19 protein-coding genes are annotated in these 19,066 nt (G+C 48.5%); 5 read left to right on the top strand and 14 right to left on the bottom strand.

The window, feature by feature from the left end; all coding sequences use genetic code 11:
* The first annotated feature begins 47 nt into the window (after positions 1 to 47).
* Both E8L90_RS03015 and E8L90_RS03010 read left to right on the top strand, forming a co-directional pair.
* A complete protein-coding gene (locus E8L90_RS03015; RefSeq protein WP_137027932.1) occupies positions 48 to 617 on the top strand; it encodes an RNA polymerase sigma factor in 570 nt (189 codons plus the stop codon).
* On the top strand, positions 598 to 1,992 hold the full coding sequence (locus E8L90_RS03010; RefSeq protein WP_137027931.1) for a hypothetical protein: 1,395 nt from the start codon (positions 598 to 600) through the stop codon (positions 1,990 to 1,992). Before E8L90_RS03015 ends, E8L90_RS03010 begins: the two co-directional genes overlap by 20 nt.
* Positions 1,993 to 2,276: 284 nt before the next feature.
* On the opposite strand, the gene E8L90_RS03005 is transcribed toward E8L90_RS03010, so the two are convergent.
* Positions 2,277 to 2,537 (bottom strand): YusU family protein, encoded by a 261-nt coding sequence (locus E8L90_RS03005; protein ID WP_137027930.1) that lies wholly within the window; start codon positions 2,535 to 2,537, stop codon positions 2,277 to 2,279.
* Between the two features lie 159 nt (positions 2,538 to 2,696).
* Here E8L90_RS03005 and E8L90_RS03000 point away from each other — a divergent pair, with 159 nt between their 5' ends.
* Positions 2,697 to 3,143 carry a GNAT family N-acetyltransferase gene (locus E8L90_RS03000; RefSeq protein ID WP_137027929.1) on the top strand — a complete coding sequence of 149 codons (447 nt, stop codon included), beginning with the start codon at positions 2,697 to 2,699 and terminating at the stop codon, positions 3,141 to 3,143.
* Between the two features lie 40 nt (positions 3,144 to 3,183).
* Here E8L90_RS03000 and E8L90_RS02995 read toward each other — a convergent pair whose 3' ends face one another.
* The 3 genes from E8L90_RS02995 to E8L90_RS02985 form a co-directional block, all read right to left on the bottom strand.
* On the bottom strand, positions 3,184 to 3,624 hold the full coding sequence (locus tag E8L90_RS02995; protein ID WP_137027928.1) for a small multi-drug export protein: 441 nt from the start codon (positions 3,622 to 3,624) through the stop codon (positions 3,184 to 3,186).
* Between the two features lie 88 nt (positions 3,625 to 3,712).
* A complete protein-coding gene (locus E8L90_RS02990; protein WP_137027927.1) occupies positions 3,713 to 4,708 on the bottom strand; it encodes an ABC transporter permease in 996 nt (331 codons plus the stop codon).
* Positions 4,674 to 5,633: an ABC transporter ATP-binding protein gene (locus E8L90_RS02985; protein ID WP_137027926.1), complete on the bottom strand. Its 960-nt coding sequence runs from the start codon at positions 5,631 to 5,633 to the stop codon at positions 4,674 to 4,676. The genes E8L90_RS02990 and E8L90_RS02985 overlap by 35 nt, the downstream gene beginning before the upstream one ends.
* Before the next feature lie 129 nt (positions 5,634 to 5,762).
* Here E8L90_RS02985 and E8L90_RS02980 point away from each other — a divergent pair, with 129 nt between their 5' ends.
* Positions 5,763 to 6,551 (top strand): GDSL-type esterase/lipase family protein, encoded by a 789-nt coding sequence (locus E8L90_RS02980; protein WP_137027925.1) that lies wholly within the window; start codon positions 5,763 to 5,765, stop codon positions 6,549 to 6,551.
* Here the strand turns inward: E8L90_RS02980 and E8L90_RS02975 are convergent.
* The 9 genes from E8L90_RS02975 to E8L90_RS02940 form a co-directional block, all read right to left on the bottom strand.
* Entirely contained in the window at positions 6,543 to 7,778 is a 1,236-nt protein-coding gene (locus E8L90_RS02975) for an MDR family MFS transporter (RefSeq protein WP_137027924.1), read from the bottom strand. The genes E8L90_RS02980 and E8L90_RS02975 overlap by 9 nt on opposite strands.
* Before the next feature lie 227 nt (positions 7,779 to 8,005).
* On the bottom strand, positions 8,006 to 8,854 hold the full coding sequence (locus tag E8L90_RS02970) for a YtnP family quorum-quenching lactonase (protein WP_137027923.1): 849 nt from the start codon (positions 8,852 to 8,854) through the stop codon (positions 8,006 to 8,008).
* A gap of 73 nt (positions 8,855 to 8,927) precedes the next feature.
* Positions 8,928 to 9,224 carry a hypothetical protein gene (locus E8L90_RS02965; protein WP_106782606.1) on the bottom strand — a complete coding sequence of 99 codons (297 nt, stop codon included), beginning with the start codon at positions 9,222 to 9,224 and terminating at the stop codon, positions 8,928 to 8,930.
* 165 nt (positions 9,225 to 9,389) lie between these two features.
* On the bottom strand, positions 9,390 to 11,393 hold the full coding sequence (locus tag E8L90_RS02960; protein ID WP_137027922.1) for an NADPH-dependent 2,4-dienoyl-CoA reductase: 2,004 nt from the start codon (positions 11,391 to 11,393) through the stop codon (positions 9,390 to 9,392).
* 145 nt (positions 11,394 to 11,538) lie between these two features.
* Positions 11,539 to 12,009: a hypothetical protein gene (locus E8L90_RS02955; RefSeq protein ID WP_137027921.1), complete on the bottom strand. Its 471-nt coding sequence runs from the start codon at positions 12,007 to 12,009 to the stop codon at positions 11,539 to 11,541.
* 76 nt (positions 12,010 to 12,085) lie between these two features.
* Positions 12,086 to 12,400: a hypothetical protein gene (locus E8L90_RS02950; RefSeq protein ID WP_007717017.1), complete on the bottom strand. Its 315-nt coding sequence runs from the start codon at positions 12,398 to 12,400 to the stop codon at positions 12,086 to 12,088.
* Between the two features lie 176 nt (positions 12,401 to 12,576).
* Complete coding sequence (locus tag E8L90_RS02945) at positions 12,577 to 14,034, bottom strand: LCP family protein (protein WP_137027920.1); 1,458 nt, start codon at positions 14,032 to 14,034, stop codon at positions 12,577 to 12,579.
* Between the two features lie 229 nt (positions 14,035 to 14,263).
* Positions 14,264 to 14,401 (bottom strand): hypothetical protein, encoded by a 138-nt coding sequence (locus tag E8L90_RS30070; RefSeq protein WP_167497575.1) that lies wholly within the window; start codon positions 14,399 to 14,401, stop codon positions 14,264 to 14,266.
* A gap of 56 nt (positions 14,402 to 14,457) precedes the next feature.
* Positions 14,458 to 15,555 carry a carbohydrate kinase family protein gene (locus E8L90_RS02940; RefSeq protein ID WP_244297140.1) on the bottom strand — a complete coding sequence of 366 codons (1,098 nt, stop codon included), beginning with the start codon at positions 15,553 to 15,555 and terminating at the stop codon, positions 14,458 to 14,460.
* An 86-nt stretch (positions 15,556 to 15,641) separates the two neighbouring features.
* On the opposite strand from E8L90_RS02940, the gene E8L90_RS02935 reads away from it, so the two are divergent.
* On the top strand, positions 15,642 to 16,859 hold the full coding sequence (locus E8L90_RS02935; RefSeq protein WP_137027918.1) for an MFS transporter: 1,218 nt from the start codon (positions 15,642 to 15,644) through the stop codon (positions 16,857 to 16,859).
* Between the two features lie 73 nt (positions 16,860 to 16,932).
* Here the strand turns inward: E8L90_RS02935 and E8L90_RS02930 are convergent, their stop codons facing one another.
* Positions 16,933 to 19,002, bottom strand: coding sequence for a YecA family protein (locus E8L90_RS02930; protein WP_137027917.1), 2,070 nt, complete (start codon positions 19,000 to 19,002; stop codon positions 16,933 to 16,935).
* Positions 19,003 to 19,066 lie beyond the last annotated feature (64 nt).

Below are 19,066 nucleotides of genomic sequence, written 5' to 3'. Positions count from 1 at the left end.
TTACGAATCACCAGCGTCTCATAGAGGGAAGGGAGGCCAAAGATTCAATGCAATCCGACGCCGAAATCATTCAGCGGATTCTTCAAGGCGACATCGAAGCGTATCGCGACCTCATCCAGCGATATCAGCATATGATCTACGTTTTCATTTACAAAATGGTAAACAATCGCTCTGATGCAGAGGATCTCACTCAGGAAGTTTTTGTTAAAGCGTATGAAAAATTGTCCACATTCCGTGGGGACAGCCAATTTTCTTCTTGGTTACATACGCTTGCCCGAAATAAGAGCATCGACTTCTTGCGTCGCCGAAAGTATCATGACTCGGATGAACAATTGGCCTATGTGCCATCCAATACACGGGACGAATCCCCTCAGGAATCGCTCATGACAAAAGAGCAACGTCGAGAAATTAAGGAAGCCTTTGCCTTACTGTCAGATTCTTATCGAGAAGTGATCGTCCTTCGCTGTACGCACGAATATCCATTTGAAAAAATAGCTACACTCCTCGGCATCGCCGAATCTACAGCTCGCGTCCGTTACTTGCGTGCTCGTCAGGAACTCGCAAAATTGTTATCCCGCAAGGAAGGGGGGCTCGTACATGAACTGCCAGGCATTTAGAAAAGCATGGCTAGATGACACAGATAGCGACTCGCACTCACATATTGAAACCTGTGACGAATGCATCGCTTGGATAGAAACGCAAATGACAACAGAAGAGGAGGTGCAGTTCTTGAAGGAGGTTCCACTACCTCAAGCGAACCTGGAAGATAGAATCATGCAAGCAATCTACCAGACCGCCGGAAAAGGTGTACCCCCTCACGCCGCTACTGCATCTCCAGAGCAACAAGCGAGCACTGTGATAACAAAGCCAAACAAGCGTTGGACCAAAGGCTTCCCTTCATACGCCTTGGTTAGCGCAGCGGCTGTCTTGCTTGCAGTTGGTTTCGTCAGCTACCAACAACTGGCACCGGATAATATTCAAATGGCTGCCATACAAGAAAACGAGATAAAAGACAACCAAAACACTTTTGCATTCGAAGACTCGGCATCAAAATCGGCACCCTCAGATCCAGCACCTGCTATCGCTTCCATACCAGCAGCAGCCGATACTCCGACGATGAAAAAAGCAGAAAGCAATCCAGAGTCCACTGCTACACAATCGCAGGTCGCTCTGACTGCACCTGCAAAACATACACCTCCTGCAACACCTCCCCAATCGAACAATGCGATTGCGATGGTGAAACCAGAGGAAAAAGTAGTAGCACCCGAGCCACGTACTATCAATAAAGACGGGCAAAACAGCGTGGCATCTCGCGGATTACAAGGGAACTCAGCTGATCAAGCAGCCAAAGCGAAATCGGAAGTTCCAGCCGTGTCAGCAAATACTGGTAACCATGTAGCCGCTAAGAAAGCCAATGGCGCTGCTGGTGAGAAGCCTACGACTTTTGGGATCGCTTCCCAAGTGGAACCAGACACTGCTGATGGCAGTAAGGCTGAGAACGCATTAGTGGGTCCAACGCTGCCGTCGGTAGCGAATCAGCCCATTACGCTCTCCTCCTTCTCGGATTTAAACACCGCTGTACAAGCATCAGATATGCCCGTGCCTACCCTCTCGCAAGCACCGAATGGGTTCTCGATGAGTACGGTATCGGTCCAATATGAATCCGAAACCAGTCAGAAGGTGACTCGCTTAACAGCAGATTACAAGCGGAACAACGACTGGATTCGCCTAGATGTGGTGCGTAATACAGAAGGCAAGCGCAGCCTCTCTATCCCAGGCACCTTCTCCGCTACTCAGTTGTTCGCTGTCAACGGAGAGCAAGCTATCGCCGTTTCTTTTGATCAAACCGATTCAAAAGGTTCAACAGCCCAGCATGCGGTTCATTTTAACGCTCAATCCGACAACCAATCGTTGTATGTGGTAGTGACCGCAAACGGAGTTACCTTAAATGAATTAATGGATGCTACCAAACATATCACGTGGAATCTATAAAAAGATCCCTACAATTGGAAAAGACACGAGCTACTTTTCAGGATCGTGTCTTTTTCTAATTTCACATCTGCTTCGGCCTAAACTGGAGACCGCAACGAGGTAGCTTATGTATTGAAAAAGCGCGGGTGCCCTTCCTCCTAAATTGGTGATGGACGCTTATCAGGTGAAAAAGAATATGCCTGCTACAGTACCAAGGAGAGTTGATGCCTCTACGCCAGTTAGAGATTGGATTGAAGTAAAAAAACGCTGTTCTCTTTCGCCAAGAGACAGCGTTTTTTCCTATTTTAATGCTTTTGGTTTTTCTCCTGATTCCACTGCTTGATTTGCTCGATAATTTCCCGAATTTGATTGCGTGCCTCCATATGCTCAGGCTCGCTTCCCCAATGCTGAATCAGCGGCGGCATTGCTTTTGCCATTGTCGTGTACAGACACCATACTTTTACCATTTCTACGCGCTCAGGAGTCGCGTCTCCTGTCAACAGCTCTGTAAATTTACGAACGAGATCCTCCAGTTCAGGGACCAACGCTTCTTTTTTCTCATCCATGTCAGTTACCTCACTTTCGGGAACTTTTCTATTTGTATCCTTGGTTTATTTTACGAAAAAACGCCCACGCGGAAAAGGAAGATTTTTCGGGTGGGATCGGTTACGCTTAAGCTATCAAGATGATCGAGGTGAAGACTTATCAAAGACACTCGTATTCGATTGGTTCCAACAACCAGAGATAACTGGCAAGATGCATTACGCTTGCAGGTGCAGGATGAGCAGCAGCGCTTTGTCCCGTCTGTTGCCGTTTCATTGGCGAAGGTTCATATCCGCCCTGACGGTGATAACTGCGAATATGAACCATTCTGTTTGTATGACGCTGATGAAATGGTTGGGTTTGTCATGATTGCTTATGACGCCTCCACAGATTGGTGTTACTGGTTCAACGGTTTTTTGATTGATCACCAGTACCAAGGCAAAGGATATGGCAGAGCGGCTCTCGCAGCGATCGTAGATACAGTACGGAACCGTTTCCCGCAAAGCCGATTTGTCAACTTGACCGTATGTCCAGACAATGCAGGTGCAAGACATTTATACAGTCAATCCGGTTTTGAACAAACTGGCGACGTATACGATGGAGAGATTGTTTACAGACTCTCATTCTGAACAAAAAACCGCCAGAAATTGGCGGTTTTCATGCATATAACTATTTGGTTTCTGGTACCATGAATTGCAAAAGACCAAAAGCCACTCCTGCCGTCAATAACACACTCCAGATAATGATGCCCACCGACATCCACAGCATGAGCTTTTTCGTAGGGGCTCCAAGCGAGATACCAATAGCAGCTCCCAGTGGGGCTCCCGTTAAAAGCGGCGAAGCCAGACCAAGGCCGACCACTCCGTATTTATTCCATATCTGCCACATGCGCCCCTGACGCTTGCCCCGTTTCTCTACACGCTTTAGAAGCCAGGCGCGCAGAGAACCTCCCACAAAAATAACAGCACCTGCGCTGATAATCGCACCCACCGCACTAAAGATTGCGATCAAAACCGGTGGTAGCTGCAACATAAAACCTACAGGGATCGCTGCCCACAGCTCAAACATGCCAGATAGTGTTACCGATCCTGCTTTCCATAATACATCCATTCTGTTTCGTCTTTCTCCTCTCGCTGTCTTTTTCATTCGTCATGGTAAAGACGAGCAGACTTGGATAAAAGTAACGAAAAAAGTCAAATTAGGATGTGACATCCCGACGGATAAAGGTCACGTACGCAATGATCAGCGCTGCGATTGCCCATACACTCAACACGGTCAACGAGAACGGCAACGTCATCCCCTTTATCGGAGGCAGTGTTCCATTAAGATAATCTGTCAGCTGCAAGTTTACCACGAACAAGTATTTGGACGATTCCCAGGAGGATGCCATCTGCGTCAGGATCGTTCCGCTAATTAATGCTGCCATCATAATTCCCATGCCCGCAGCCGCACTCCGAACCAACACAGAGACCATAAGCGTTACCGTAGCAACCACGACGCAGACAAACCAGCCTAACCCGTACTGCATCAACAAAAATTGCCATTGTGGTAGCATGAAAGCCCCAGATGTCTCGAGCTCTCCCCCCGCTACTTCAAAGCCAGTCAAAATGGGCAGGTCCCATCCCGAATAGCCAAACACGACCCCAGAGAGTAGATAAGCGAGAATCAGTGTCGTGAGAACCGTGAGAGAGGTAAATAGCAGCAGAGTGATGTATTTGCTGGTCAGCACCTTCCAACGCCGTACGGGTCGCGTCAATAGCAGCTTGACCGTCCCCTCGCTAAACTCAGAAGATACGAGGTCAACCGCGAGTACGACGATAATCATCGGCAAAAACATCGAAATGGCCTGATCCATAAAGCCACGGGCAAAAGTAGGTCCACCCGGCGCCATCGGGTTAATGTCGTGATCCAAATAATATTGCTGCTGTGCAATCCTGACCTTGATAAAATCTCGCCACTCTTCGGGAAGACGGCTTGATGCCAGCCTGTTTTGCATATCGACAATTTGTTGGGTTAAGAGCGGACGCCAGTCGGTTGTCCCCATTCGTTCTTGTGCAGTAACAACCGAACGGTACTGTGCGTATGTAAAAATCGGGATCAGAATTGCCAAGATCAGCACGACGACGAGAAAACGGCGCCGACGCAGTAATTTTATGGTTTCATTCTGTACGAGTCCCACCATGCTCTGCTCCATGACTTCCCCCTCCTCCCGTCAACGTAAGGAACAGGTCTTCCAGTGTAACCGTCTTCGTCGCAATCCCCTTCACAGGTATGCCACCATTGACCAACGCTTGGTTAGCCTCGCTCACCTTTTCTATATCCATTCGTGATTTCAGGCGCTCTTCACTAACGACCCACACTTCTGTCACTGCTGGTAGATTTCGCAGGACTTCCTCGGCCTTTTGTATATGGGAAGACGGGATTGTCCAATCGACCTGATCAGCAAACTGCTCCATCAGTTCTTTGACGAATCCAACCGAAATGACCTTCCCTTGGCTGATAATCGCCACCCGGTCGCACATCATCTCGATTTCACTGAGAAGATGACTCGAAATGAAGACAGCGAGCCCTTCCTCCTCAGCAAGCTTGCGAATAAACTGGCGCAACTCACGAATCCCCGCCGGGTCCAAGCCGTTCGTTGGTTCGTCCAGGATCAATATTTTCGGACGGTGCAAAAGTGCCTGCGCAATCCCCAGACGCTGCCTCATTCCGAGTGAGTACGTCTTTACCTTATCATCAATCGCCCGCTCCAAATCAACGAATCGGACGATTTCTTCAATGCGCTCAGGCGTAATACCACCACTCATTCTCGCAAACTGCTCCAGATTTTCTCTGCCGGTCAAAAACTTGTACAGCTCCGGGTTTTCGACGATACAACCAACCTGCGCAATCGCTTGTGGAAACTGTTCCTGAAGGGAGATGCCTCCGATGCGAATATCTCCCCCATCCGCCTTTGCCAATCCAACAAGCATGCGGATCGTGGTGGTTTTGCCTGCGCCATTTGGCCCGAGAAATCCAAATACCTCTCCGGCGAAAACGTCAAACGTAATATCATGAATGATCGGCTTTTTGCCAATCGCTTTTTGCAATCCCTTTACTGAGAGGACCGTTTCGGCCAATGTGCGCCCTCCTATCTGAGTCACGCCTCGTCAACTGACGATGGCGTTCTGTTTATGGTACACTGTCATAAGATGTCCATCCACATTATACCATGACCATACACTTTACAACGAATAGGAGGATACCCGATGCGCACATCCGGCCAATTTCTTTGGCGCACGGCAGGTCTCTTGTCTTTCCTCTCCTTTCTCTTATTTGCGACAGGGTTTGTCCTCGCGATGAATCCGCAGCAGTTGGCACCATCCACAGCAAGCCCACCTGCACAAAAAGAGCAGCCCCCCTCTCCTTTACCAGAAAAGGGTGTCCACAAAGTAGTCGCACTAGGGGATTCCCTCACGCGCGGTGCCGGAGACGCAAACGGCCAAGGCTATGTCGGACTCGTTCGCCAAGCATTGGAGAAAAAATCGGGCCAGTCGATCACGTTCACAAACCTCGCGATTAATGGACAGGAATCATCTGAGCTACTCAAGCAAATGTCTCAGGAGCAAGTGAAGAAGCTGCTCGTTGAAGCCGATCTGATTGTTTTTACCATCGGCGGCAATGACTTGTTCAGGCAGACAGGCGGGCTGTATACCATTGAAAAAGAAAAAGTGACCACAGCTCTTAATCAGCTTGCGGTCAACTATGAAGAGATTCTCAAACAGATTCGCAGCGTCAACAAAACGGCGACAATTGTTTACACTTCCCTGTACAATCCTTTTGGCAATACCGAAGCAGCCGTCGACACCATCGGGCCCGTACTCGACTGGAACAATCAGGCTTCCCAAATCGCCTCTAAATACCCGCAAGTATTCGTGGTGCCGACCTACGACTTGTTTTTGCGTAAAGAACAAAACTACTTGTTTACAGACCACTTCCATCCGAATGCTGAAGGCTATAAACGGATGGCGGAGCGTATCTTGCAAGCGTTAGAGTGATTCGACCCTCGGTTCATTCAAGGACTTGCCACGAGTTACCTCAAAGGCACGAGCACCCGCCCATTGGAAGGCACTGCTCATCATCGAGGTAGCTGCTACAATCAGGAACAAGGTCGTACCTCCGTAGTGTGCCAACAGCAATCCACCCATCCACGGACCGATGAACTGGCCGAGGTTGCTGAAGCTTTTCGCACCGTAATAGCTGCCGCGCATATTCTCTGGCGCCATTCGGTCGATTAGGACATCTCCTGCTGTAAACGTAAGGATTTCACCAATCGTAAAAAATACCATCGCTACGATGAATATCAGCCACGAATTGGCAAAGGCATAACCCACGTCACCAACCGCATACATGGCGTTTCCCACCAAAATTGCGGTGAGAGGCGTCTTTTTTTCTGCCCAAGTCGTCAACGGAAGCTGCATCACAACGACAACAATCGCATTGACTGTCATCAGGATGGCAAACAGCTCAGTTCCATTCACGACCGTCATTTCTGCGAATTTGGCCAGCGTAGAAGACATCTGCGAGTAGCCAATTGCTCCTAAAACACCGGCCAGCATGTACAAGCGAAACGCCTTGTCGTTCACGACTACGCTGAATGCACGGCTGAATGTAACAACTTCTTTCTTTTGGCCTTCAATTTGTTTAATACCGAACTTGTTCAATAATCCTTGCAAGCTAATCACATAGATGAGATAAATCAGTGCCGTCACCAGGAAAGGTAGGGCGACAGAGCTTTTCGCGAGTACTACCCCTGCGATCGGCCCTACCGCTACCCCCACATTAATCGCCATGTAGCGAATACCGAACACACGAAGCCGTTTCTCTTGTGGCGTTACATCTGCCATCAGTGCCTGTGAGACCGGTTCGTAGAAGGATCGACAGAGTCCCCCTGCTATATTGAGCAAAAGCAGAATCCACGGGTCTTTACTTAGCGCAAACCCGACGAACACGAGCGTCCACACGTACAACGCACCTAGCATGACTCGCCTGCGCCCGATTCTGTCCGACCATGCTCCCGCAATAAAGCCTCCGATTGTACCCGCGAGCGGTCCTGCTCCAATCGTCAATCCGATCATAGCCAAGCTCATATCTGTTTGATTAGACAAATATAAAAACAAAAACGGCATGCTCATCGAGCTGGCGGCCCGGACGAACACGGTCCCGACGACTAACGACCAGACGATCGGGTGAAACTCCTGTAAACGCATCTTGATCCAGCTCATTTGTCTCTCTCCTCACCACTGTTATGCCTTCCCATCTTTGCCAGAACAGATGCTCTGTGATGTTCCCATTGTAGAGAGGCAATGGGCGTTCGTCAATGAGCATTCAAAATTTTTTGATTATGAAACATTTCTATTAGAGTAATCAAAATTTCGATAGGGTTAGACACGGTGACCTTAAACAACGTAAAAGACCGCCAGTACACACTGACGGTCCTTGCTTGTCCTTTTTACAAAATAACCTCTATCCGATCAATCATTTCTCCCTGTTCGTTCCATTTCACGGCACGGTAAACGCTATCGTGGTAGAACGTGAACCAAGCGCCTTGCTTGATCCCGTTGTTGATCCATTCTTCTTTTGCATAGATCGATGTCATCGGGTAGTCGTCGTAGGCCATCACCCATAATGGATTTTGGTGGGCGTGTGTAGGCATGATGTCCGCAAGATGCAAAAGCAGCTGCCCCTCCGTCTCCATCCGGACGATCGCGTGTCCCTGGCTGTGACCACCTGTATGATGAAGCGTGATTCCCGGCACAACTTCGTGCGAAGCTCCATACGTCTTCACCTGATTCTCAATGGGACGCCAGTTTTCTTCCCAATAGGTATTCTTCGAGCGAACATTCGGCTCTCTCATCTCCGCCCATTCCTGCTCCTGCACGTAGATGGCGGCTTGTGGAAAGGTAGAGACAAGTTGCCCATCACGTATAGAGACAAGCCCATTGGCATGATCGTAGTGCATATGTGTCATGATGACGATATCAATATCGGCAGGAGTCAACCCTTTTGCAGCGAGGGAGTCCATTACTTGAGACTCTTCTTCCAAGCCAAAATTGCGCTTCTGTTTTTCCGTTAGCCGTTCATTTCCCAATCCCGATTCAATCAAAATACGCTTGCCATGAGCCTGTACCAGGATCGGGTCAGCACGCAAAGGAATTTGATTGAGATCATTCGATGGATATCTTTTGCTCCAGAGGGGCTTGGGCACGACTCCAAACATTGCGCCTCCGTCTAGCTTCGTGAGTCCACCTCTCAGCCACGACAATTGAAACTGACCTACCTGCCATTCGTTCCCTACCATGATCCTGCGCCTCCTCGATTGCTCGGAATGATGATTGAAGATCGAAAGTGAAAAGCACCCCGTTCAGGGTGCCTTACAGCTTTTCTGCTACACTTACAGTTCTAGTCGCCGGGGCGATTTCTAACAGGAGATCACTCGATACAGCCTGCACAGTGACATCTGAATCACTTCGTCTATGATGAAGCACGAGCTGCGCTACCTTTTCATTCTCTCGGTAAACGCTGATTAATGTCTGTAAAGGATTGGCACTCCCGCCTGCGATCATCTTAAACCCCGGGGCTATTGTAAACGTCCATCCCTCCACCTCTACTAGCGGTGCTAACGAGTACAGGAAGTAACGTTTTCCTAAGAGAATGCCATTATGGTTCATCAAGGCGAGAGCCCCCAATCAAATGAATTTGAACAGTATAACTTCATTTTGCAAAAATTAGCGGAGGTTGAAAAGCGATTCGACAAAACTTCTAAAAAGACGACATACTTTTCTTAATCATATCCGATTGCCCTTGTTTTCGAAATAGAAAATCTCTTCAGCGCCTTAAATCGCTCTTCCTACGGTCGCACCCTCCAAAATGGCTCGCTTGGCATCGAGCTCTCCCGCTTCTTTCGCCCCACCTATGAGGTGCACAGGCAACCGATCAAGCAATGTGTGATATAGCGAATTGTTGGAGGTCGCACCAGCCGCTACAATAACCGTATCAGCAGGTATCATGCGTTCCTCCCCGTTTTGAATGAAATATACCCCTTCTTCTGCAATCCGGCTGTATTCAATTTGTGTTAGCATCTCTACGCCACGTCGCTTCAGGTTAGCGAGAACTGCCCAGCGCGTCGTTTTGCCCAAGCCCGATCCGACATGCTTCCCACGCCGCAGCATGCTGATTTTTCGTTTTCTTTGTTGCAGCTTCTGTACAGCTCTTCCATCTAGAATCCGATACTCCTGCAAGTATTCCGCTGCCTTCGGTGAAATCGTTTCGTCGTGCATCAGCAAATGGGACAAATCACATGCGATTCCTCCCGCACCAACGATGACTACTTGCCTACCGACCTTGGCGCGCTTTTCGAATACCGCATCATATCCCTTCACATGTCCGAGCTCCACACCTGGAATCTCTGGACGCCGAGGAATGACTCCCGTTGCCACCACCACTTCTGCAAAGCCTTCTTCGATCAGGGCTTCTGCCTCTGCCAGTGTTCCCAGCCTAATTTCGACACCAAGACGTGCAAGCTCTGTCCGATAATAGCGAAGCGTTTCATTAAATTCCTCTTTACCCGGCACCTGTCTGGCGTAGTTTAATTGGCCACCGATCTGTTTTTTGGCCTCCATGATGACCACCTGATGCCCTCGCTCTGCCAGCACACGAGCTGCCTCCAAGCCGGCAGGCCCCGCACCGATTACAGCTACCTTCTTGCGGTTTTCCGCGGGAACCAACTGCCACTCTGCTTCCCTGCCGACGAGAGGGTTAACCAGACAGGAAGCTACCTTCCCATCAAAGATATGGTCGAGACAGGCTTGATTGCAAGCGATACATGTGTTTACTTCATCAAAGCGCCCTTCCTTGCTTTTTTGAACGATATACGGGTCCGCTAAAAATGGGCGGGCCATTGAAACCATATCACTACATTCTTCATACAAAATCTTTTCAGCCTGGCGCACGTCGCTGATTCGATTGCTCGCGATAACCGGGATGTTCACGACCTGCTTGATTTGCTGGGCCACCCATACATACGCTCCACGCGGCACCATCATGCCAATCGTCGGTACTTGTGATTCATGCCAGCCAATTCCGACATTGAGAGCATCAGCTCCTGCCTCCTCCAGCATGTTGGCAAATTGCAATGTCTCTTCCATCGTCGTACTATCTGGCATCAAGTCCAATCCCGACATCCGGTAGATGACCGGATAATCCGGCCCCACTGCTTGGCGGACACGCTTAGCCACCTCGATGCCAAAACGGGCTCTGCGTAAAAAGTCCCCACCCCACTCATCTTCTCGCTTATTGGTCACAGGGGACAAAAATTGATTGATCAAGTATCCTTCCGAACCCATAATTTCTACGGCATCGAAGCCAGCTTTTTTAGCACGGACGGCGCCATCAGCAAAGCATTGGATCGTTGCTTCGATCTCCTCAGCATTTAACTCTCTCGGCTTCCAACGGTTAATCGGCGCCTGCAATGGCGATGGTGCTACCGGGTCTAATCCTGTTGCTTCCTTGTACGCATAACGCCCTGCATGAAACAGCTGCAATGCAATTCTCCCATTGGCTTGATGAACCGCTTTCGTGATCAGGCGCAATTTCTCGATATCCTCGTCTTGGTATACATTGCAATACTCGTCGCCCATGCCGCCTTCTGGATGTACGGCAGCCCCTCCTGTCACGATCAAACCTGCCTCTCCATTAGCACGCTCTGCGTAAAAGGTAGCAAGCCGCTCTACACCATTCTGAAGCTTTTCAAATCCAACGTGCATGGACCCCATCATTATCCGATTTGGCAACGTCATCGGACCAATTTGAATCGGTTCCCATATTTTTGAAAGTTCCACGTTAAACGCCCTCCTAACGAGTGAATGCTCATTCATTTTAATTATCTATACGATTCTCTCTCTCCTCTTCATATTCCTCCTTCCTCCCCTTTCATGCAAAAAAGCTCAGGACATTTACGCCTGAGCTTTTTGTATGTACATTTTTTTATGTGCCAAGTTTGACGAGCATCCCCAAATCTGCGGAAAATCTTGCGATGGTTTCTGTAAATGCCATTTCCTCAGCTTCTGTTCGCGGCATCTGCACGACAAAGTGATAATCCAGCACGACATTCACTTCTGCCTGCTTGCCAGCCTCCACAAAGCGGCGCTTTTCTGTCAGCGCGCACTCAGCTACCAAGCTTTTTGCTTGTGTCCATAATCCTTGAATCTCCTCATCCTGCAAGCGAGAAGGATAGTTAATTTCCACCTCAATTTCACAGCTGTCCTCTTCCGCAAGCGTAAACAGATGGATGGTTGCCGTTGGTTGCTTCTCGTCCTCCGCCTCGGAAAACGTGATCAGAACCTCTTGCCCTTCCGCTTCTTCCAACAAAGAATGATCGGAGCGCAAAACGATATCCGAAATCATTCCATGCATAGGTAACTGTTGATTTAGTTTTTCCACCATAAATTGTAGCACGTACTTCTTTCCTCCTGTTTCACGATATCCTCTCGTAGCAGTATAGCACGAGTTCTACAGTTTGCGAAAAACCCCTTCACGAGGAAGGGGTCGGTGTATTGTTCATATTTTTTTGATTCATGAATTCTGACAGCCATGCACGACGTACTTCTTTGTTTGGACAGTAACCTAAAATGTAGCTTTCTCCGCGCATATATTTTTCCTTAATCCACTCTTTATGCTTGCGGAAAAAGGCGTGCTGGAAATCAATCGGCATCTGCTGATATTCTTCCAAAGCTGAAGGGTTCTGGAGGAAAAAATCTTCATCATACACAAACTCTTCATTTTGTTGGCGGCTGATCAGGTACACAAAAGCAATCACCAAGAACAGGTTCACCAAGAAAATCGTCATAGAAATCCCTCCAGCTAGTAATAATTATCTGATTAATCTGTCTTATCAGCATATTATTATTGTACCACGAAATTGGTGTTTTCTAAACCTTTTCCATAAACGAATTTTTAAAAATTTACAATGAATCGACAAATAAAAAACACCCGCTCGTGATGAACGGGTGTTTTTCGTACTTGTTAGGAGTTCGTGCTCGGACCATCTGTAGGTGCAGGACCAGCATCCTGACTGGAAGGCGGGGTGATATCCGGCGGTGGAGTAGAGTTGTTGCCGTTTTTACCTGCTGGTACAGTACCAGGAGATTGTGTTGCATTAGTCGCAGGCATCTGTGCTCCCTGACCTTGATCTGTCGACTGGCCTTGCCCTTCTGGATTTACAACATCAGGTGGTGGCATTGCGCCTTCATTTGCCGTACCGTCTTGATTGTCTGTAGGATTCGTCGGCTCATGTTCTTTCGGAGCCTCCGTTTTTTGTTTCGCTGACGTAGCTGATTCTGTCGTTTTCTTCTTGACGCTCTTCTTGTTGCTAGTCGCAACCGCTTCACCAGCGCCGAGAATCGGGGAATTGTTGAGCGTCGCTACTACGCTCCCAGTCAATCCCATCTCTGATTGCAAGGAATCGCGAACAGACTCGAGCTTTTCTTTTTCGAGATGGGTATATCCTCCCTGCCAATATGCCCCATTATCCAATGCAGTGACTGTAGAGGAATTAAATCCTTTGAAATCATAGGCCAAGCCTTTGATCTGATCCTTGGAAAGATCGGTATGTATATTCTTGGCGCCTACGTCCATGACGTTAAATATCTTTGTCAAGCCTTCAAGAGAGGCCGTTTTGTCCACGACTGCCTTGATGACTTCTTGTTGGCGACGGTTACGGTCGAAGTCACTGGAGTAGTACTTCGTTCCACGATTGTCATGACGATGTCGTACATAACCAAGTGCTTGCTCACCATTCAATTTTTGAAGTCCTGGCTGGAGATTGATATGTGTATTGTCAGTTGGATCATCGTATACCAGTCTGCGATCCACATTGACTTCCACGCCACCCAATTCGTCAATGACTGCTTTGAAACCATCGAAATCAATAGCTACAAAATGCTCAATCGGAATACCTAGTATTTCATTTAACGTTTTCTTGGTTAAAGAAATACCATCTTCGGTAACCGTCCGGCTATTGCGCTCTGCTTGCCTACGTTCTGCTTCGCCATTGGCATAGACTGAATTGATCTTATGGTAGTCACGATAGCCTGGGATCTTGACACGTGTGTCCCGCGGAATCGATACCAGGGTAACTTTCTTCGTCTTCGGGTTAGCTACTGCCACGATCATTACGTCTGTATTCATGGAGCCTGTTTCAGGACGGGAATCAGAACCAAGCAATACGAACGACATTGGTTTATCCGAATAGTAAACAGGATCAGCATTTTGGGATACTGGCGAAGTAAACCCATTATTTGCAGGGCTCGTTACTTCCGTCAGAGTGTCTTCAATTTTCCAATAAATTGCTCCAGCTACACCGCCAACCAGTAGCAAGGTGATCAACGTGAAGGATACCACGAGTTTACGTATTTTTTTATTACGGCTCGGCTGTTTCTTTCGAGAAGCTGAAGCGCGTGTTTTCACAACAGTATCTGGCATATGAATCAGTCTCCTTGTTCGCGCACGCTTTTTAACAAAGTAAAGGGAGGCACGATTTTGAATTGTGCCACTCGACAATTTGCACCACTTTTTTCTTCAGTTGGCAATACTCTGATTCAGGTATTGTACCATATCGTTGTCTGCATTTGTAGAAAAATGTTCCTTTAAACGAAAAGTCCCCCATCTTTTTGTCGATAAGGGGACTTTAGTTGCACATATAATTTTCGGCTTATTGCAAGCCGCGTGGTGCCTGACTAAATCCTTGTACAGGACCGTCAGAACGCTTGTTTTTGGAGCGGTGTGAATCTCCGCCCTGCCGAACATGGCTCTCTTGTTTTCCGTTTACATCATTCGATTTCTTTTCCACGACATACACTCCTCCTAATTCCAACTAACGGGTAGTGTACGTCAAGCTATGTAATTTCATTCTCTGTCGACGATCTGTCTTTCTTTTGTGGTATAGTAATCTTTTCGTGCCAAAAGGACATCGATATCGTATCGTCCATTTCCCTTTGTTCTCATCTCGGCCAGAGCAACGCCGAATGCTGCTTGTTCTGCAAGGGACAACGCTTTGTTTTGGGCATAAATGATCCCCGCAGCAAACGCATCTCCCGCAGCTTCTCGGATCGGCATAGTTGGTGCAGCAAGCCATTTTTCCTCCTGTGCGGTACACAGCCATAGCCCTGCTTCCCCACAAATGACCATGACCTGATGAATACCCTCTGCCACTAATTTTTTCGCGCATACTTCCACATCATTATAGGAATGAAGGGTTTGGCCACCTAACACTTCCAGCTCATCTATGCTCGCGACAAGTATATGAACGCCTTCAAGCAATCCTTGCCACTTTTCTGCTTTTTTCACAGAAACAGGGTCTACAATGATCTTTTTGTCGAGTCTCCTGGCTTCCGTCAAGAATGCCCGCATAACCTCGATGGGAAGGTTGGCATCCAGAAACAAGCCTGCCGCCTGCGGCAAGCGCTTGAGACCTTGCTGGACAATTTCCGCTGGCCATTCTTCATTTAGTTCCATATCTGCAACAGCCGTGTACAATTCACCGTCACGGTCACGAATAGCCAAGTAGCGCCCAGTCGATTTCCCTGCGATTCGCAACATGCCATGGGTAGCCACTCCACTATTTGCTGTGACCTGTCTCAGCCACTCGCCATCTGCATCTTCTCCTACCAGAGCAAATAGCTGCACTTCTTCTCCTAGCCATCCCAGATTTTCCGCCACGTTTCGAGCTACGCCGCCTGCCACTTGATGCACTTCACCCGGATTACTTGTTCCAGGCAACAGTCTGGCAGAAGTGACTCCCTGCACGTCAACATTGGCTCCTCCCACGCATAGCCAGTATTCTGTTATCCCGTCCAGCATTCCAGCATTCCCCCTAGCCTTCTGCTCATGGTCTAGTCCATTGTGCTTCACTCTTTTTTCGACAGCATCTCCCTTTTTACCTACCTTTTTAAAAACTTCCTGACAGATCAAATCCTTTATTTCCGACCACCATATTCCCATCATTCATGGATGACGTCCTGTAGAATACGTGCTACATTGAAAAAAAACGAAAAAGTAAGTTACGAAAGAAAGGTTGGGGATGAACTGGCATGAGTGCATCATCGACACCCATTCACTCTACACCCGCAGGGACTGCAGCACCGACTGTCTATCGCATGCTATTTGCCATTAGCATTGCGCATCTGTTAAACGACAGCTTGCAAGCCGTCATCCCTGCATTGCTTCCAATTGTAGAAAAGAACCTAGCATTAACGTTTACACAGGTCGGAATGATTTTGCTCGTCATGAATCTTACTTCATCGGTTTTGCAACCATTCGTCGGTTACTTCTCCGATCGCAAATCGATCCCAATATTGCCACCACTGGCTTTGATCGTATCGGGATTGGGGATGCTGGCACTCGCTTTCTCTGGCAATTATTATTTCGTTCTTGCAGCAGTCGCCTGTGTTGGGATTGGCTCAGCCATCTTCCACCCAGAAGCCTCACGCTTCGCCCACTTGGCATCAGGTCCTCGCAGAGGGCTGGGGCAATCCATTTTTCAAGTGGGGGGAAATGCTGGGCAAGCACTCGCTCCCTTGATGACCATCCTGGTCTTTGCGAACCTGGGACAGCCAGGAGCCGCCTGGTTTCTGCTACCCGCGCTATTAGCTAGCGGCATCTTGCTCTATGTTGCTCTCTGGTATCGTGGGCAACAGCGTTTGAAAAAGGCTACTGCCGCACCTGTTACGTATACGAATCTGAACAAGCGGCTGATTGCCTTAGGCCTCCTGATTGTCATCGTCAGTGTGCGTTCCTGGATGAATGCTGGCTACCAAAGCTTTTACCAGTTTTATTTGATGTATGTGAAAGATATGGAATACGCCAATGCCCAGCTCGTCATTTTTGGTTTTCTTTTCGCAGGAGCGATTGGGACATTTTTTGGCGGACCGCTGTCTGACCGATTCGGAAAAAGGAACTTGCTCATCATTTCCACACTCGGTTCACTTCCACTGACATTACTGACGCCTTACGTCTCCGGATTTTGGGCCTTTCCATTGCTCGTGATCAGCGGCTTTATTATGCTTTCCAGCTTCTCCGTCACGGTCGTATATGCGCAGGAGCTATTGCCTGGTAAAATTGGGACCGTATCCGGGCTGATTATCGGGCTTGCCTTTGGAATGGGAGGCATGGGCGCTCTCGTATTCGGCTATCTCGCCGATCTTTACAGTCTAAGCTTTGTCATTCTGTTATGTTCGTTCCTCCCGTTGATCGGGTTTATCGGCTTTTTGCTCCCGAAGGACAAGACACTCCGCGAATGGGCTCACTAATCTATACCAATGGAAAATCAAAACAAAAAACCCGAGGACACGAATCCTCGGGTTTTCTTACTGTTTAGGGGATCTAGACCAATACACCTGTTGGTGCGCCCAGCACTTGGGCGATGACTGGCGGATACACCTCTGGCGTACCATACAGTCTCCAAGTACCGTCCTCACCTTGACCGAACAAGCCATGGATCATCCAATCTGCTGCCACCACAGTACCTAATTCAGCACCAATAGACAGCTTGATTGTCTCTCCATTCGCACGTTTTGCCGTACAACCCGATGAAGTGACCTCTTGCACAAGCAAGGATTCTTCCGTGATATCTTGGATCGCCATCGGGTTGCTGTAAAGATTTTGCGTCGCTTCTTTTTCTAGCATACCACGCAAGCGATAGGATTCCGGCAATGTTTCCTTCAACTCGGCGAACAATGGCTGCATGACAGGATAAAGCGCGTATGGTCCTTGCTTATCCAACCACTTGAAGAACGCCGTCAAAACAGACATCAGATTGGTTGCCAATGTTTTGGTCGTTGCGTCCGTGCGCGTGAAAATGTCGTGGACGAGGAAGTATACCAGGTCCTCTCTGCGCAACTGCCCCCATGTGAAGGAAGGGCCAAACGCTCCTCTGACGAATGAACGGAAGTGGTTCATCACCTCATCGTACTTTTTGACGGTGGCTTCTGACTTGCCATCGGTCATCTCTTGCACGAAGCGATTGATGTCCGCAAGTCTGTCAGGATGTACGGTGTACACACTCTCCGGCAATCCCTCGATCAACGGACGGCGCAGCAGGTTATGCACATGCAGGCTGTCATTTGACAACGAGAGGCGCGGACGAAGCATGTCCATTCGGATAAAGCGAGCCAAGCCTTGTCCGATTTTATGATCCTGTTCCATTTGCTCCATCAGCTTGTGGAGTTTTTCATGCAGTGCCTCGTTTTCAGTAGCCGCTACCAGGAGTGGAGCCAAATCATCGAGCTGTTCATGGGACGTAACCAGCCATTTTTCAGCAAAATAGGTTTGGACTGCCCACTGCAACACTTTTGGTGGCAAGGTAGGCTGACTCGTGATAAACAGAGTTCCTTTGGACAAACGAGAGCCAGTTGAAGTAAGAACGCGAATTTCCTCTTCGTTCTCAAATGCAAGCAGCAGCAAAAGCTCTGCGACTTCGTCTAACTGCGGTGCATACCCTTCCAGAATCAGGCTGTCATCCTGCAATATCACTTCTGCCTGTACTTCGTATAGCTCCAGCAAGGCATCCTTTAAATTCGGGAACAAATGCTCTTCCTTGCGTGTCGCATATACCCATGTCTCACGAGCACCATCCCGCTTTTTCAGCTCAAATGCAGGGTTTGACTCAATTACTTTCAACAGCTGTTTACGGTCTGGCATCGCATAGGTACGACGCAGAAGCGATTCTTGCTTCGGTGCTTCCGACTCACTTGCCGCTTCACCAAATTGAACGATGAAGTGATATAGCTCTGTCGTATAGCTTCTCTTGCTCGTATCTGTCTTCGCAGCTTCTACTTCTGGATGCTGGTGTAACCACTCGAGCAGTCTTTCCTTGACATGTGGCTGCAAGATGATGCTGCCAGAGAAGAGCATATCACGCAGACCTAGATTCAGCAGGCGCCCTACGATCAATTGTCCAGGGACAACATTCAACGTATTGGCACGAAGCAGATAGTGTTTTTCTTCCGAAATCGGTTGTTGAACCGTGATGACATCACGATCCACTTCCACGATTTCATAAACATTCAGGTGCAATCCAGCAAACGCACGGCGAAGATCAGGCTCCATCCGACGTCCATGCTGTTTGATATAGTTCTCAAGCAGCGTGCTTCCACCTGTTTTGACGTCCAAGACACACCAGTTGAAGAAGTGGGCAGCCCATTCAGGACGAGCAACACTCTCTTGGGTCAAGCCTACTTCTTCAGCAAAACGATTCCGCGCTTCTTGAATCGTCTCGCTGGTTACATTTGCGCCGACAAAATGGTTCAGTCTTTCAACCCAGCCAGCGTATTCTTTTTGAAGCTTTTGCTCGTGGCGGCTCCGCAGCTCCGTAATGGGAGTGACAACCCCACAGCATTTTTTGTATTTTTTTCCGCTCCCGCAAGGGCACAGTTCGTTTCTTCCTACCGACATAGAGGGTTTGGATCTCCTTTCCATCCCACGCGGCATGCGCGGGGAATCATGCACAATCCCCCTA

It is taken from the genome of Brevibacillus antibioticus (assembly GCF_005217615.1).
In the GTDB taxonomy this organism is placed as follows: Bacteria; Bacillota; Bacilli; order Brevibacillales; family Brevibacillaceae; genus Brevibacillus; species Brevibacillus antibioticus.
This window is presented reverse-complemented; position numbering and strand designations above follow the sequence as displayed.